Below are 15823 nucleotides of genomic sequence, written 5' to 3' on the forward strand. Positions count from 1 at the left end.
CCTACTCCCTCGATTGGACGAGTGCCCGCTCCGACCTCGTTTACATACACACCTGGCGAAAGATAGTTCGGCATTTTGTCTCCTCAGTGAACCCAAAACGTGGTTCAAGGGTCCCGCGGAGGCGTGTGCGGCGGTACGGCTATCTGGATGCGCTCATGGGAAGGGTGGAGTGCACGAAGGGGCAGAATCGGGGCCGCTCGGTTGGTAGCAAGGACGATGGCTTGCCGTGCTCTGATTTCATCTCTTGCCCTCGGCCCCGATCCGGACGACGAAGCACTCGGCATGTTGCATTCTCGAAGACCCCGACGTTGGGTCCCAGCCTGATCCGGAGTTGAGGGAGCCGATACGTCCGGCTGTATGCCTAGTGCGGAAGCTATTCGTGCCGATCAGACACTGACGGTTGTGCCGTCCTCGTGTTTACTGATCGCAGGGTGGCGCCCGCCTTCTACGCAACTGACAGCGGGATCGAGGGCCGCGCACTGGAATGATTCCACTACTAGGACGGTCGAGGCGGACTCTAAGGGCCTCTGCGTGCCTGGCCGTAGAAGTGGCGCAACAACTTGAGCATCGATTCCTTGGTGGGAACAAGATGTGCATTCACGATGCCCTTCGCCCGCAACTCGCCTACGATGTGTGTCTGAGTCTGGAGGACCCAGGCGGACCAACGTTGCCTCACCTGTTCGACGAGCATTGTGACTCTCACTTGGCTGCGTGCGATCGACTCTGACTTCAGCCGTCCCGACTCTCCGAGCGGAAGATGGGTTGCCGGCCCCAGCGCCGATCCACTCGCCATCACCTCCCCTAGATTCGCGGCGCCGGATTGAACCAAGGTATGTGACATTGCCGTTGTGGTTGCGACAGGTTGCTGCACCAGTCCAAACCCTCGGTCCAAGAATCGAAGGGGCTCGATCACGTGCGTTAGTTGAGTCACTGCCCGAAGAGCTGCGGCGGGTGGCAGAGAAGCCCGACCTGTTCGCACCGGTTCGTTCGGATCGCCGCGGAACCCATGTGCTGCCAACATCGCTGCTGTTGGCGTGCGACCTTCTCGGGAAATCAACTGCATAACACGGCTGATCTGAGCGTCGGACATCCCGTTCTCCCGGAGGGTCCTGACCACTCCCATGACATCGCCCGTGGCAGCCGTCGCCGACGGCGTTCCGTACGCGCCAACTTCGTTGAGCTTTACGTTGTGCGGTTGGCTTCGATTCGGATTCAGCATCTCCGTCAACTGCCCGCCCTCCGAGGAGGACGTCGCAATGGCGAATCGAGGGACATTGCTCGAGCCGGACTGGCGGTGGGCCTCCAAGGCACCTCGTCTCGCCGCGATCTGTTCCGCACTTGAAACGCCTTCGACTGGCGCTGGGGCGTGAGTTGTCGCTCCCATGGCAGGGGCCCCGCGCCTCGCAACTGAACCCGCATACGCCTGTTCGTGCGGCCCCCGCACTGCCAACGCCGATGATCCCTCCAAGCCCGTCGCGAAGAACTGACGTTCCACCTCGGCCGCCGTTCGGGCAAATTCTGCGGCCGCAACCGACTCGTCCATGTAGGCAATTACGTCTGTGAGTCGGACCGAAGTTGGGTTAATCGCACCCGATATGGCCCACCGCGTTCCCTGTTTGATCGGCTTGAGCTCAGTCAGGCCATACCTGAGCTTGATTGCGGACAAGAGAGGCATCAAGAGGCGTTCGGCGACCTTCCGGCCAGCGAATCGACGGAGCGCGGATTCCCCGGCGGCCATGGCTTTGGCCAGCCGTTTCTGCTTACCCTCCGGCGTATCGTCACCTCCGCGGACCTTCGCGAGCGCCTTCTGGCCGAGCTTCTTCGCCCCAGCCTTCACCTTCCCGGCGAAGCCCTTGATCCCGCGGATGATCGGTCCAGCGAGCTTGAGGCCGGCCTTGATCACGAAGTCGAGGGCCTTGTTCACCGGCTTCTGCAGCGTCTCGATGATCTGGCGGATCTTCTGGCCGATGCCGCCGAGGCCGATCACACTGGCGAGGAAGCCGATGAGGATCGGGACCATCTGGCCCAGGACATCTTCGATCTTGTTCACCACGCTGCTAACGTTGCCGCGCACGATGTCGGCGACCGAGTCGATGATGGTGTTGACGAACTTCATGATCCGTTCGGCGTTGCTCACGAAGAACATCACGACGTCGTAGATCAGTTTGCAGGCCTTGATGAAGGCCGCGGCAGGGTTCAGCAGACCGATCAGCCACGTGATGCCGGCGGTGATGATCTTCGTGATCACGAAGTCCTTCACCTGATCCAGGATCATGTCCTTGATGTTGCCGAGTTTCTCCAGGAGCATCTGCCACAGGCCCGCGACGCCCTGGCTGGCGATGACCTGGAAGATCTCCACGCCCTTCTCCACGGCGGCCATCGCCGGCTCGCCGATCTGCTTGACGATTCGGTTGCGGATGTTGGTCCACGTCAGCCCAAAGATCGAGGCGAGCAGCTTGATGATGCCTTTGATGTCGAAGGTGTCCGGAAGCTCGACGCCCCCCTCGGCAAGTGCGCCGAACAGCCAGCCCATCAGGCCCTTCTTGAGGTGGCCAAGGATGTTGTCCTTGAACTTGAGGATGCCGCCCTTCACGCCCTCGATCAGGTTGCCCAGGAAGGCCACCGGATTCTTGATGATGTCCCCGACGACGCCGGCCGCGCGTGAGAGCACGTTCTTGAGCATCCCGGCGAGCTCACGGATGGTGTTGATGATCGCCTTGATCGCGCCGATCGCCTTGTCTACCAAGCCCTTGTTCTCTGCTTGCAGGGTCTCGATCCGCTCGTCAAGCCCCTTTCGCGCCTCGACGTACTTGGTCGCCAATGCATCAACCACCGACTCCTGCTTGGCATTAACGTCGCTCTCAAGCGCCTCGAACTTGTCGCCGATTTCCTTCGTCGCCTCGGACCCGAGCTTCTGCAGGTTGGCAGGGAGGCTCTTGACGTAGGCAGCGATCTCAGACTTGCCCCTGGCGATCCGCTGCTTGGCCGCAGTCAGGTCGTTGCCGACGATGTCCGCCACGTTGGAGATCACTGCGTTCATCTTCGTGAGGTACAACTCCCGGCCGGCCTCGTAAAACTCGTTGACCTTCGGCGGCATGCCGGCGATCTTGTCCCGGAGCCAGCGGTACCCGCCGAGCCAGCCGCCGTACCGGTCCTTCTTGTACGCAGACATCTTCGCCTCGACGTAGGCCTCGAACGCCGAACGGGCCCCGGCCTCACCCTTCTCGAAGGCAGCGTCCACCTTGGGATCGATCCCGTCGAGGGTCTTCTTCACGTCGGCTTCGGTGGCCGCGAAGATGCCCTGGATCTTGGCCGTGATCTCTGCGCGCTTCGACTCGTCCTTCGACTTAGTCTTGCCTTTATCGGCCATCAGGTTCGCCAGGGCCGTCGCCTTGGCAGTTTGCATTCCAGTAACGCCCGCCGCGGTCTGCGCACCGGCCTCCGCCTTGCCCTGTTGGAGGACCTGCTGTTCCTGCTGGCGGAACTCTGCTGGCGCGGCCTGGGCATGCTCGGCTGCGGCCTTCTTGTCGGCGAGGCCTTGCTGGAATTCAGGCTCGTTCGACTGCGCCAGTTGCTGCTCGCTGACCTCGGCGTCGGCCATCTCCTGGTTTGCCTGGTGCGGGCCGGCGGCGAGGTTGAGCTGCTCTGCCGGTGCCGGCTTGGGCACCGCCCCCGCGGCCGGGATGGGCACGGCCTGGCCCGGCTGCTCCTGGGCCATCGGGGTGACAGGCTTCGGAACAGCCTTGGACTGATCCGGAGGGGCCGCAGTGGCCGCCTCGATGTCCTTGGACTGCCCGGCTTTGCCCTGGCCGACCAGGCCCTTGACTTGCCCCTTCGCCTCACCGGCTTTGCCGGACTTCTTGTATTCGTCAGCTTCCTCAAGGGTCTTGGGCGACTTCGCCTCAATCGCCGCCTTGACCGCTGCGATGAATGCCTGTTTGTCGAAGGTACCGGGCTGCTGGGCGTCCATGGCATCGACTTTGGCCGCCTTGGCCTGCCCTGCGACGTCGTCGGTCGGCGGCAGCGCGGCCCCTTGGGCCTCCTTGGCCTTGGACGCGGCCGGAGGGTGGGCCTTCTTAGCCCCCGCGAAGCCCTTGATGCTGCCCGTGACCTGAGTGAAGGCCGGATCTTCCTCAGGGCGGACAGGGACCGGTGCCACGGGAGGCTGGAAAAGCTTGTCGGCAGGCAGTGCAACGGGCGCCAAGATGGCCGGTGCGGCCCCTCCCCCTGAAGGGGGCGCCTTTCCTCCGGCCGAGCCCTTCCCCGGTCCGCCCACCTTAGCGGCTGCAGCTTTCCCGAGCGGGCTGACCGCAGGGATCGGCTTGGGTGGCGGCACCGGTTTCTTGGCGGGAACAGACCCGGGGCCGAAGCCCGTCTTCGTTACCGCGAGCGCTGAAGCCGAAGGCTTGGGGCCCTCAAGTTCAACAGGTACGCCTGCCGCTTTTGCGGCCTTAAGCCCCTTCTCTACTGTGGCGATCGCGGGCTCGTCCCTTCGGATCTCCTTCAGGGCTGCGTCGATCTCTGTGGCTGCCTGCTCCCCGGGGGATTTCAGCTTTGCCGCCATGAGCGCACCGACAGCGGCGTTGCCGGCCAGTCGCTGGAGCGCCAGCACGGCGTATGGCCCGACGGCGGCGCTTGCTGGCCTGCCGACCCTTTCGCGGCCGTCGGCGAGCGCCTGAGTAGCCTCGGTTCTCGCCGTACCGGTGGCCTGGCGCGCGACTGTGGGCCCAACGCGTTGCGCCGGAACCTTGCCGGGTCCGCCGTGAAAGGTCGTCGTCATGGACCGCTCCCGCCGGGATCAGCCCGGCTCTTCCTCTTCCGCCTCGTCGCGCTGCACGGCCCGCCCGTCAACGAAGGACCCTTGGGCGGTCTCCTCCTCTTCCTCTTCTCGCTGCAATGATTCCTCTCGCTGTAGCGCGGCGCCTTCGGCAAAGCTCCCTTGGGCTGTGTCCTGGTCAGCATCGCGCTGGACGACGGCGGCGCCCGCCGCGAAGCGCTGTGCCGCCGGAGCGGCCGGGACGGGTGCGGACATAGCCCGCTCGGCGGTGGCGGTCGCCTCACGTTCAAACCTGTCGGACGGATCACTCACGCGCACCCCGGTTCCCGTGGCGGTCCCGTCCACCGGGCCGCTCCGCTGCTGGACCACATGTGTCAGTTCGTGGGCGATCATCGTACGGCCGGCGTCGGAGCCGGGATCGTAATTGTCCCGCTGGAACACGATATTGGAACCCACCGTGTAGGCGTGGGCGTTCACCGATGCCGCGGAATTGTGGGCGGCCTCCCCTGTATGGACGCGGACGTCGGAGAAGTTGTGGCCCAGGCGGCCCTCCATGTCAGCGCGCACGGGCTCCTCCAACGGCTGACCGGCTCCGGACGAGACGACGTCGAGCACAGGTGACCCTTCCTCCTCCGCGAGGCCGCGCACACCGCTGTTGCCGACGGCGCGCTGAAGCGCCAGTAAGCCGCGGGACCCGACGACGTCGGTCCGGGCGGCGGCCGCCGCCCGATACAGCACCGCAGGCTCCGCTGCTTCCGCCCGCGCCGGCTTGGCCCCCGGGACGTCGACGTCGGACTGGTCATGGTCGTGGCTGTGCATGGCGCACCCCTTTCATCAGACCTACACCGACGATGCGCCCGGCAAGGACGGCCCGCAAGCGCCGCCACGGCGCCGGAAAGGGCAGGCGCTCCTGCCCGAAAGGGCAGCGGTGCGACCTTAGGCGCCGGATCTCTTCGCAGTGGAAAGCAGCCCCCAATACGGGCCGAACTCGCTCTCCAGCGTTAGCCGCCCCAGCTTGCGGTATTCGCGTTGCACGGCGGTGACCAGATGCGCCATGGTCACCGTCCCGCCGTCGTCGGCTGCCAGGTACGCGCCGGTGACGGCCGCGGACCGGATCGCCCCGCCGGCCAGTTCGAAGGCCTGCCCCAGGAAGACGAGGTCAATGTCCGCTGCCCGGCCGATCGTCCGTCCGAGGCACCGGTCCCAGAGCACGCTGCGGTGCGCCGCATCAGGCAGCGGGAAGTCCACGACGACGTCGAGCCGGCGGGTGAACGCCTCGTCGATGTTCGCCCGCAGGTTCGTTGCCAGGATGGCCAGGCCGTCGAACGTCTCCATCCGCTGCAGCAGGTAGGCGCTTTCGATATTTGCGTAGCGGTCATGGGCGTCCTTGACCTCGGATCGACGCCCGAAGACGGCATCAGCCTCGTCGAAGAGCAGCACCCCATTGACGCCCGCCGCAGCCGTGAAGATCCGCTCGAGGTTCTTCTCCGTCTCCCCCACGTATTTGTCGACGACGGTGGCCAGGTCCACGACATACAAGTCCAGTCCCAGCGCCCGGGCGACCACTTCGGCGGACATCGTCTTCCCGGTCCCGGAATCTCCGGCAAACAGGGCAGCCACTCCGTGCCCGCGTCCGGCTCCCGGCCGCATGGCCCAGTCACCGAGGACCTTTTCCCGGTGCTTGGCCCGCAGCGCCACCTCCTTGAGGGCCAGCAGCACGGCATCGGGAAGGACCAGGTCATCCCAGCCCACCACCGGCTCCACCCGGCGGGCCAGCCGGTCAAGGGCCGATCCGTTTTCGGCGCGTGCCCCGGCACTGAGATGTGAAGCGGTGATGCGGCCGTTGGCGGTCAGGGTGGCCTGCACCTGAGCGGATCCGGCGGCCCGGGCAACCTGCTCCGGGCGCAAGCGGAACGCCGAGGTGGCTGCCGCCACGTCCACCCCATCGAGCGGGCCTAGCGCGGCCCGCCACAGATCCGATCTCTCGGCCGACGTGCTGACCGGGACCTCCACCAGCAGCGGCGGATGCCTGGTCCACGCCGGGTCCCACGCGCCGTCCCCGGTGAGCAGCACAGGCTGCGGTTCGGCATGCAGGGCCTCCAACACGGCGGGTCGGTCCGCCACGGCAGCAAGGGGCCCTGCCACCAGTCCGGTGCCCCGGAGCCTCGCTTCCCGTACGGCGAGTTCCACCAGCTGGAGCGGATCCCGTTCGGCAGCCAGCCGCACCAAGTCCACATACACGCCGTCGCATCCCCTGGACCGCAGCGCCTCGGCTGCCAGCACGCGGCCGGAACCAGTGGCAGGCTCCCGAAGATAGGCGAGGAGGACCCCGGCTCCCAGTGCCCGGGAAAGCGGCGAAGCATCACCCCAGCTCACGGCCGGACGTTCGGTCAGCACAGCCTCGAGAGCCGGTTCGGCGGTGTCATCACCCAGCAGATGCCCGACGACGCGGTCCGGCACCCGCAGTGCCCGTCCGGGCAGCGGGCGCTCGGCGTCCTCGACGACAAGCAGCCCGCCCCTAATGAGCGGGCCGGAAAGCAGCCGGGCCCTGCCGTCGGCTGCGGACAGGGGTGTGCCGCAGAGCGCCAGAGCGACGGCCACGGAGGGGCGGCGGCGGGTGACGTCGTCGTTCAGGTAGCCGAATAGCTGCTCGAAGCGCGGATCCAGATCGGCGGCGAGCGCGACAAGAAGCAAATCGATGTCCAGGGGCAAGAGGCCGAAGGTGGCGCCGAGCTCCCGGAGCCGCAGCCGGTGCCCTGCTTGCTGGGCCTCGTCCGCTAGTTGTTCGCAGTGCAGCTGCCGGGATGAGACACGGCCTGGTCCCTCTTCGGGTCCGTCCCCGTCCACGGACCGGGGAACTTCCCCGAGCAGGCGGTCCACGGCCTCATCGCTGAGATAGAGCCCGCGGAAAGGGTCATCCGGCTGCGGGTCTTCGGCGCGGCGGGCCGCCACGAGCAGGCGGATGCGTTCCTCCACCACTCCGACGCGGCCGAGCACGTGGGCGAGACTGGGATTCGCTGTCATCTTTGCCGTCACCGATCAATCACCCGGCCGTCCGGCGGGGGCCGCGGATCGCGGCAGGCGGAGGGGTGTGCTGGCGGCGGCCCACGTCGGCGGCGCCACCTGTCAGGTCGGCCATATCCAGCTGAGTCCCCTGGGATGCCGGCGGCCCTGCCTGGTAGACAATGCCGGTGTCCACCGGGGCGATGACCACGATGTCGAGGGACGGCTTGAGCTCTCCCCCCAGGGCGGACCACACATCGGCGAACGCACGGTCCTCGGGCGGGGGAAGCCCTACCGTTACGGGCACCACCAACCCGGTCTCCGCGAGCGGGCCGACCACGAGATCGTCGGGGAGCGCGTCGTACTTGAGGAAGCAGCGCAGCAACTGGTCAAGCAGGCGGTGCTCGTCTTCCGGGCGCTGTGTCCACGCCGTGACCAAGTAGGACAGCTTGAAATAGCGGGGAGCGGGCCGGCGCGTCCGGACGTATCCGTCATCTCCTCTCTGCTCGGACAGGCCGCGTTCCCTGCGCCGGACGTCCTCACGGATGTCATAGAGGTACAGGTTGACGGTGGGAGCGTTGCGCCGGGCGGCCCAGTCCTTGGTAGGCGCGTCGAACACCACGTCCACCTCAGAGCCGCCCAAGGCCTCGTTCCTTACCAACGTGCGCAAGGCATCGTCAATCTGCGCAATCACGGTGTATCCCTCCCAATGAGCTCCGGCCCAGCCCGTACGTTGCAGCGGTCTCCCTGCCTATGGAGCCCGTGGCAGGCATCACGGCACCGTACAGTCCACCGTGGCCGCCTACACCACCGTCCGGGACCCGGGTCCGGGCACACCTACGGGCAACAGATCCGGGTGCTAGGGGCAGGGCCTAAATCAAGCCCTCCCGCAGTGCATATGCGACGGCATGGGACCGGTTGCGAAGCTGGAGACGCGTCGTAACGTCATGAACGACGTTCTTCACCGTCCGCTCCGAGTAGGACAGCTGGTTTGCGATCTCGGACGTGTCCAGCCCATCCGCCAGCAGCCGCAATACTTCTACTTCTCTGGGTGCCAAGCCGGTAAACATGATTCCGCGCGGCCCCAGGACGTGCCGCTGCAGTTTGCCGACCTGGTCCAGGAGACGGCCGAGCAGATCCGGAGGTACGCTGCCTTCACCGGCAGCGGCGGCCGTGATCACTGCCACCAGGCGGTCCGGTGTCGCTTCGCTGCGACGGACCAGGCCAACCACCCCGGTTTCAACTGCCTTGACGAGGTCGCCGTCGTCGAGGTGGCCCGCCACGAGGACGGCGCGGGACAAACCGCGCCGCTGCACAATGCGGAGCAGCGTCAGTGCGTCGTCGTCCACCGAGTCCGTTACGACGACGACCACCTGCGCCGGCTCAGCGTCGTTCGCCCTGACCACCCGCACTTCGGGGCGCGCCCGCAGCTCGCTGGCCACGCCCGCCTCGGAGATCGGGTCACGCGCGTGGACCCGGACAGTTATTGGTTCCATGAATCCTCCCATCGAGAATGCGGGGCTGACTGGGTGGGGCACGGTCTGCCGTACTTGCCTGTTCCATCCCGCTAGATCGACCATAGCGGGCGGTGCTCTTCGTGCAGTCAACACAGGCTCAACGGGCAGCAGCAATGCCCGCAAGTCCGGCCGACGGTGGTGCTGTGCCCCCGCGCGTCCCCCATAACCTCAGAGTACGGATGAGGACCTTTCGCCGTTGGACGCAGAGTAGGTCCGCAAGGAGGAGCCATGAGCACCACTGCAACACTGGATTCGCCGCTGGTCAGCCTTGAGCCCGGTGCCAGGGCGACTGTTCCGCTTCACATCCGCAACGACGGCGAAATCGTCGAGGAGTACAGGCTCCAAGTTGTGGGGCCGAGCGGCTCCTGGACGGAAGTGGTGCCCGGAATCGTGTCCCTCTACCCGGGCCAAGACGCCACCGCCTCCGTGGAGTTCCGGCCGCCGCGGTCCTCCGAAGTCCCGGCCGGGGAATTCCCCTACGCGGTGCAGGTGCTGCCGACCGAGCATCCGGAGGACGCGGTTTCTCCTGAGGGCATTTTCCAGCTTCTTCCGTTCCACGAGACGGCGGCTGAACTGCTGCCCCGGCAGTCCCGGGGGTGTTTCGGCGCCCGGCACCGGGTCGCCGTAGACAACTATGGAAATGTGCCCATCACCGTCACCCTCACCGGTTCCGATCCAGGCGATTTGCTACATATTTCCATGCGTGAGCCGACTCTGACCATTGCTGCCGGAACTGTCGAATTCCCCCGTGTTCGAGTGCGCGCGCGAAGAACGATCTGGCGCGGGATGCCTGCCGTGCACTCTTTCACGGTGGCTGCCAAACCGGCGGACGGCCCCCCTGTTGTGCTGGATGGAACCCACTTGCAGGAGCCTGTCCTGCCGCGGTGGATCGTCAAAGCCGTGCTCATCCTTATGCTTTTCGTCTTGATCCTGGTGGCCCTGTCGTTTGTGCTCCGCGATCCTCCCGGGGTAACCCGGGCTGCCGGGGTGAACGACCCCGTAGCATCGGCCAGCCAGACATCCGCTGCGCCGGTTCGGCTGTAGGCGCCCTATGCCTACTGGGCCAGCTCTCCGCGCAGGAGACACCGCGCTCTGCCCTTTGTTCGACGGCCCCAAACCGCATGCCGGCGGACCCGTCACCCCGGCCGCGGCCGTGGTGACCGTTCTCATCGGGGGGATGCCGGCCGCAGTCGCCAATTCCATTCCCGGTGGCATCGTCTGCGTTTCCCCTGCACCGAACGGCATCGCCAGCGGCAGCCTGACCGTGATGATCGGCGGCTTTCCCGCCGCTCGTGTGGGCGACCTGAGCCTGCACGGGACACCCATTGCTCCGGGTCCGGGGTGCCCCACCGTCATCATCGGCGGATGAGCACGGCCGCTGACGGACCCAGCCCGGCGGAGAACCGGACTAGGAAGAACATGGCGAAGCAGTCGGAGACGGGGTCACCCCTTGAGTCTCTGCCGGCCCCGCTCCGAGTGTCGGCGTCGTCTGAGGCACGGCGCATTCCTTCGGCTCGAGTCCTGCGGCCGTTACACAGGAAGCCGGACTCCCGCCAGATTCCACTGGTGCACACGTCACACACCCCGAGGGACTCCCGTCAGGTTCCAAGGTTGGGCACGTCACACATGGTGCCTGCGTTCCGTTGGGCTCGGCCGCCGGACACGTCACACAAGATCCAGGGGGTCCGTCGGGTAAGGCCGCCGGACAGGTCACGCACGGCGCAGGAGACCCGTCGGGCCCCGGCGGCGGACACGTCACACAGGTTGCCGGTGTTCCATTCGGCGCTGCCGACGAACACGTCACGCATGGCGGCGGCGGCGTGCCTGGTACCGCCGTTGGGGACGTGCAGGCTGGTGTCGGGGACTGCGTAGTCTCAGTGGGGGTCGGAGTGGGCGTCTGAGTGGACTCTGTCGGTGTCGGAGTGGACGACTCACTGGACCCAGTCGGCGGCGGACTAGGCGACTCACTGGACCCAGTCGGCGGCGGACTAGGCGACTCACTGGACCCAGTCGGCGGCGGACTGGGCGCAGTGGCGGAACCGGAGGACTGAGCGGTCTGCTGAGCAAAGGGATCAAGCGGCCCTGTGGGCGGGCCACAGCCCGCAACGCCAAATTGGAGCAGGATGAGCAACCCGATGCAAGCAGCGCATCCACGACGAGTACCCATATTGTGTCCCGCTCCGCTCGTAGACGGTTCGCCTGCTGAAATCCCTGCGCGAAAGGGGTCTGGCCCACTACGCATCCAGCTTGCGGTTCGCACCCGACTGAAGCACGCCTCGGCGGGGCACACTTTCGGGCAGACTTGACGGCCGTAATGTTTGAGACCGCGGACGGCTTGAGCCGCTGCCTGGTCGGGCCGCACAGTAGGTGACTGGTCCGCCGTCGGGCGTAAGCTCGTGCCATGGCGAGATACTTCGATGTGCACCCCGAGAACCCCCAAGCGCGTTCCATCCTCCAGGCGGTAGAGATCGTGCGCTCAGGCGGCCTGATCGTTTACCCCACAGATTCCTGCTATGCCCTCGGCGCGCAGCTGGGAAGCAAGGAGGCGCTGGACCGAATCAGGAGCATCCGCCAACTCGATAACAAACACCACTTCACGCTCGTCTGCAAGGACTTCGCGCAGTTGGGCCAGTTCGTCCAGATCGACAACGATGTCTTCCGCAGGATCAAGGCCGTCACCCCCGGCAGCTACACCTTCATCCTGCCCGCCACCCGGGAGGTCCCCAAGCGGCTGCTGCACCCGAAGAAGAAGACAGTCGGCGTGCGCATCCCGGACAACCACGTGGTCCAGGCACTTCTCGCCGAGCTCGGCGAACCCCTGCTGTCCAGCACGCTGCTGCTACCGGACGAGGAAGAGCCTCTTACGCAGGGGTGGGAGATCAAGGAGCGCCTGGACCACGTAGTGGATGCCGTGATCGATTCCGGCGACTGCGGTGCTGAGCCAACCACGGTGATCGATTTCTCCAGCGGCGTCGCGGAAGTCGTCCGGCGCGGCATGGGCGATCCTTCCCGCTTCGAGTAGCGGAAGACGCCCGGCGGCGACGGCACAGCGTACATTGCGGGCCGGGTCCGCTGCGGGCTGGGTGCGGTGCCGGCTAATCGTGGCGAGCTAGGCGGATTCCGCCGCGCTCGTCTGCCGGTTCCGCAGCCACCGACGGACGAGGTCGATGGCGGCGACGAGCCCGGCCAGGGGCGAGAGCACCGCTGCGGCATAGACGAACATCATCCAGGTCAGGGTGGTCACCGGGGCCTGGCGGGTGCTCAGGAGCGACAGTCCGCCGAAGAGGCCCAGGATCCAGAACAGGATGACCCCGGACAGCACTGCAGCTGCGGGGAAGTACTCGTTCGTGACGACTTTCTTCAAGGTTTCCATGGGCCCTCCTCACACCCGGCGGTGGGACTGCCCGCCAGGGTCATTCCAAGTATGGGGCCCGGCACGACGGAATTTCCCGAGAATCCCGGCCACGTGACCAAGCTAACTCCTCGTCCCGGCGGTGGCAGCCTTTTGTGCCCTTCAAATTGGCGCTGCCGGCCCGCCGGGGACGGGGATGCGGGGCGTCAGACCGCGGCCCGGACGCGCTGGAGGAAGGAATCAAGCACCCGTCCGGCATTCTCATGCATGCGCCGCGACTCCGCCGCCGGAAGCTGCCGGCTCTTGGGCGCGTTCAACCGCTCACCCAGGTAGAGCAGCGCCGCCAATACCTCGGAGAGTTCGGAATTACTTTCCGCACGCTGGCGCAGGAGCCGCAGATGAGCCTCCTGCAGGGCCGGGCCCGGGGTGCAGCCAAGATCGCGGTCAAAGAGCCTGCGGCAACGGTCATACGCCGCCAGGCCTTCCGCCGGCAGGCCGGCCTGTTCATAGGCTGTCACCAGAACCGTCCAGGCCCGCTCGTTCAAGGGTTCCGCCCGAATGGCAGCCTGAACCAGGTTGACGGCCTCGTCCGGTTTGTCCAGCAGGGCCGCCGTTTCGGCCGCGAGGATCTGCAGCGCCACTTTCTCGGCTGCATGGCGTGCGCGAGCCTCTTCCGCCCAGTCAGAGGCGAGCTCGAACCCGAGCAGTGGCTCGGCGGAAATCTCCAGGGCCTCGAGCATCAAAGGGTACGCCTCATCCGGAGCCAGCTCACCGGCGTCGCGGACCAGTCCACGGAACCGGAACAAATCCAGATCCACGAGGGTGGGGTCCAGGACGTAACCGCTGTTGGCCGTGCGGAGCGGACCGGTCTTGGTCTGGCCTGGCTGTATGGCACGCCGGATACCGCTGATATAGCTCTCGAGCGTCGCCACGGAGCCATCACTCGCGCCGGCGCCCCAGAGAAGATCGATCAGGCGGGTCTTGGACACGGGCGTGCCAAGGTTCAGCAGAAGAATTTCCAGTATGTGCCGGGGTTTGCATCCCCCCATGTCGGCGGCCGTCAACGCCACGCCGTCCCGGCGCACTTCGAATGATCCGAATAGGCGGACCGAAATGGAGGGTGTAATTTCCGTTGGGCTATCCACGATGTTCTCCGATTTCCCCAGGTAAAACGAACTCAATCGTCTGCGAAGAGCCGGATCAACATCGAAACCAGGCCGTACTGAGACACTGTTCCCTCCGGCTTTCCAATGACACCGTGACACGCCCGGCCGGGCGCAACAAGGCATGCCGCTACCCGATCTTTCGCCCAAAGAAAGACGGGTACAGGCGTCAGTACCGTTGAGTAAGGACGTGGAGCGGCGGGCAGGTATTTGCGGCGCCAAACAAGTAATTCCGCGGGCGGCCGCAATTTGGACCCAAGTAGTTAAGCAGGGCAGGAATTCGGCCTCGGCGGGACTATTTCAGCGGGTAAAATCGCCCTCTCTGGGCGGGATTTTCCCTACTGGTTGTCGGTCATCTCCGCGGGCACCGCCACCAGCCTGAGGTCCGAGCCGTCACGGAGCACGGCAAGTTCCAAGGGCTCCCCGATCGCTTCGGCGAACAGCAGTTTCTGCAGGCTCTCGGCGTTGGACACGTACATCTGTCCGACCTTCAGGAGGATGTCGCCGGCCCGGAGCCCGGCGCGCTCGGCCGGCGACCCCGGCAGGACTTCGACCACAAGCAGGCCCTCCCTGCGGCCTGTCCGGACGACGGCGCTTGGCTGCAGCTGGATCGGCGTGTTAACCAGACCCAGGTACGCCCGGCGGACACGGCCGTCCTTGAGCAGCGAAGCAATGATCCGCCGGGACGTGGCGTTGATTGGAACCGCCAGGCCGAGCCCGACTCCGGCCACGGCGGTATTGATGCCGACGATCCGGCCGCGGGCGTCCGCCAGCGCCCCGCCTGAACTGCCGGGGTTGAGGGCCGCGTCGGTCTGGATGACGTCCTCGATCACGCGCCGGCTCCGCCCGGACCAGACGGGGATGGAACGGCCAAGCCCGCTTACCACGCCGGCGGTGACGGAGCCTGCGAGCCCGAGCGGATTGCCCACGGCGATAACCAGCTGGCCGACCCGAAGGGATTCGGCGTCGCCCATTTCCGCCGGCGCCGCCGTGGGCGCCCTGCCATGGACCACGGCAAGATCGGAGAGCGGGTCGGCGCCCACCACGTCAACAGCCGTGCTGGTGCCGTCGGCGAAGACGGCATGGCCGGACTGGGCGCCGCCCACCACGTGGGCATTCGTGAGCAGATACCCGTCCGAGGTGAACAGCACGGCCGAACCCGCACCGACCCTGAGCCTGCCGTTGCGCCCGTTGCCGGTCATTTCGAGCGCTGCGACGTGCTGTGTGACAGCCTCGGCCACGCGGATGACCGTTGCGGAATAGGAATCCAGGGGGTCTTCGGACACCTCGGATCCGGATACCCTGCTGATGGACGCGGCCACTGTGCACCTCCTGCAAACCGGTACTCATCCAAGTCAACCACCGCCGCCCCGGCAGTAGTCCTGGAGTGCCTACGCCGTCAGAGAAATACGCCGGATGAAGCGGCTGCGGAGCAACAGTTCAGCCCGGCGCGGATCCACGGCTAGGCTCGGACGTAGATCCGCCCGACAGCCCAGGAGAACCTACGTGACACCAGCGTCCGCTTCCCCCGCTCCGCTGCCCCCGCCGGGCCTTACCTGGGGCATCAAGCGCAGCTTCATGGATTACATCTCGGGACTGCCTGACGGTGCCGTCTCCGCGGCCGACGGCGCCACGGTGACCGCGTCCGGGGAGTTCTGTTTCGCCCCCGCCGGCTCCGAGTACGACCCCGCCAGCGGCACGGGCGTGCTGCGCTTCCGCGGCGATGTCCGCGTTGCCGGACACCACGGAATGATGTTCGTCCGGCTGCTGGATCCGTGGGTCGAGTTCACGACCGGGCACGGGGTCCTGTCCATCAGCACGGGCGACGGCGGCGGGACGGACCGCTTGGATGTCGGCACCCTGCGTACGGCCGCGCCCCGCAACATGGAAGGGTTCCTGGTCTGGGAACGCGTCGAGGTGGCCGTATCCCAGGCCGGTTCGGAACTGTTCGACGGCCAGTACGCCGACGGCCAGGCGATGGACCCACTCGTCATCCGGGTGCCTGCGTAAG

The 15823-nt window shown here is 66.3% G+C and carries 12 protein-coding genes; 4 read left to right on the plus strand and 8 right to left on the minus strand.

Annotated features, from left to right (window positions below; genetic code table 11):
- Positions 1-517 precede the first annotated feature (517 nt).
- The 5 genes from LQV16_RS01360 to LQV16_RS01380 all read right to left on the minus strand — a co-directional run bounded on the left by LQV16_RS01360 (position 518) and on the right by LQV16_RS01380 (position 9276).
- The gene (locus tag LQV16_RS01360) at positions 518-4780 is read right to left on the minus strand and encodes a hypothetical protein (protein WP_229992147.1); all 4263 of its coding nucleotides are present in this window, start codon (positions 4778-4780) and stop codon (positions 518-520) included.
- A gap of 18 nt (positions 4781-4798) precedes the next feature.
- Positions 4799-5596 carry a DUF4157 domain-containing protein gene (locus LQV16_RS01365; RefSeq protein ID WP_229992148.1) on the minus strand — a complete coding sequence of 266 codons (798 nt, stop codon included), beginning with the start codon at positions 5594-5596 and terminating at the stop codon, positions 4799-4801.
- Positions 5597-5713: 117 nt separating this feature from the next.
- Positions 5714-7801, minus strand: a complete 2088-nt coding sequence (locus LQV16_RS01370; protein ID WP_229992149.1) for an ATP-binding protein — start codon at positions 7799-7801, stop codon at positions 5714-5716.
- A 19-nt stretch (positions 7802-7820) separates the two neighbouring features.
- Positions 7821-8474: a DUF4255 domain-containing protein gene (locus LQV16_RS01375; RefSeq protein WP_229992150.1), complete on the minus strand. Its 654-nt coding sequence runs from the start codon at positions 8472-8474 to the stop codon at positions 7821-7823.
- Between the two features lie 178 nt (positions 8475-8652).
- The gene (locus LQV16_RS01380) at positions 8653-9276 is read right to left on the minus strand and encodes a response regulator transcription factor (RefSeq protein ID WP_229992151.1); all 624 of its coding nucleotides are present in this window, start codon (positions 9274-9276) and stop codon (positions 8653-8655) included.
- A 249-nt stretch (positions 9277-9525) separates the two neighbouring features.
- On the opposite strand from LQV16_RS01380, the gene LQV16_RS01385 reads away from it, so the two are divergent.
- The 3 genes from LQV16_RS01385 to LQV16_RS01395 all read left to right on the plus strand — a co-directional run bounded on the left by LQV16_RS01385 (position 9526) and on the right by LQV16_RS01395 (position 12319).
- Positions 9526-10341 carry a hypothetical protein gene (locus tag LQV16_RS01385; protein ID WP_229992152.1) on the plus strand — a complete coding sequence of 272 codons (816 nt, stop codon included), beginning with the start codon at positions 9526-9528 and terminating at the stop codon, positions 10339-10341.
- Between the two features lie 7 nt (positions 10342-10348).
- Positions 10349-10666, plus strand: coding sequence for a PAAR domain-containing protein (locus LQV16_RS01390; RefSeq protein WP_229992153.1), 318 nt, complete (start codon positions 10349-10351; stop codon positions 10664-10666).
- A gap of 1032 nt (positions 10667-11698) precedes the next feature.
- Positions 11699-12319: an L-threonylcarbamoyladenylate synthase gene (locus LQV16_RS01395; RefSeq protein ID WP_229992154.1), complete on the plus strand. Its 621-nt coding sequence runs from the start codon at positions 11699-11701 to the stop codon at positions 12317-12319.
- Between the two features lie 87 nt (positions 12320-12406).
- Here the strand turns inward: LQV16_RS01395 and LQV16_RS01400 are convergent, their stop codons facing one another.
- From LQV16_RS01400 to LQV16_RS01410, 3 genes are all read right to left on the minus strand, one after another.
- Positions 12407-12670, minus strand: coding sequence for a hypothetical protein (locus LQV16_RS01400; RefSeq protein WP_229992155.1), 264 nt, complete (start codon positions 12668-12670; stop codon positions 12407-12409).
- A gap of 185 nt (positions 12671-12855) precedes the next feature.
- Positions 12856-13794 (minus strand): BTAD domain-containing putative transcriptional regulator, encoded by a 939-nt coding sequence (locus LQV16_RS01405; RefSeq protein ID WP_229992156.1) that lies wholly within the window; start codon positions 13792-13794, stop codon positions 12856-12858.
- A 356-nt stretch (positions 13795-14150) separates the two neighbouring features.
- Positions 14151-15134: a trypsin-like peptidase domain-containing protein gene (locus LQV16_RS01410; protein WP_229992157.1), complete on the minus strand. Its 984-nt coding sequence runs from the start codon at positions 15132-15134 to the stop codon at positions 14151-14153.
- A gap of 184 nt (positions 15135-15318) precedes the next feature.
- On the opposite strand from LQV16_RS01410, the gene LQV16_RS01415 reads away from it, so the two are divergent.
- Positions 15319-15822, plus strand: a complete 504-nt coding sequence (locus tag LQV16_RS01415) for an HtaA domain-containing protein (RefSeq protein ID WP_229992158.1) — start codon at positions 15319-15321, stop codon at positions 15820-15822.
- Position 15823 lies beyond the last annotated feature (1 nt).

Source organism: Arthrobacter sp. Bi26 (assembly GCF_918697925.1).
In the GTDB taxonomy this organism is placed as follows: Bacteria; Actinomycetota; Actinomycetes; order Actinomycetales; family Micrococcaceae; genus Arthrobacter.